General features: G+C 40.0%; 1 protein-coding gene. It reads right to left on the bottom strand.

The annotated features are described in order from the left end of the window. Positions 1 to 4 precede the first annotated feature (4 nt). The coding region (locus ACTXGO_RS15735) for an IS3 family transposase (protein WP_443543695.1) at positions 5 to 642 on the bottom strand (638 nt) is incomplete at its 5' end.

Below are 642 nucleotides of genomic sequence, written 5' to 3'. Positions count from 1 at the left end.
GGGTTTATAAGGAGTCAGATACTGCAAGTATCTGGCTTTTTTTTGGAATATCACTTCTTATATTTTTATGAGCTTGGTTCGGTGTGAGCATATTCAAACTTAAATGCGGTCTCCTCTCATTATAGATATGTATAGACTCGTCTATCATTACTTTCAACTCATCAAAAGTATTACACTCGTATAGTAAGAACTCATATTTTAAAATACCATTGATTCTCTCAGCCAAGGCATTTTGGTAACAATCATAGCCATCCGTCATTGACGGCGTTATCTGATAAGCTTTTAGTGCCTCTTGGTATAGCTCGGAGCAGTACTGTAGTCCTCTGTCTGAATGATGAATCATAGCATGATCATAGTAGCGGTTAGACTGCGCCATCTTTAACGCTTTGACCACATTGCACGCTCTCATATCGTTACTCAAGTGATAGCCCATAATCTGTCTTGAACAAGCATCTGTCACCAGCGATAGATAATGAATGCCCTCACTAGACTTTACGTAGGTGATGTCCGCCACGAGTACTTGCTCTGGTATCAGCGGTTGGTTTTGGTTGTCTTTTAACAAATTAGGATATTTCTTGAGCCAGTGCTTACTGTCAGTCGTCTTAGTATAGCTACGTTTGGGTTTCACCAGTAAGTCATGTG

It is taken from the genome of Psychrobacter sp. T6-1, assembly GCF_052258445.1.
The sequence above is the reverse complement of the archived record's forward strand: the minus strand, read 5'-3'. Positions and strand labels throughout refer to the sequence as shown.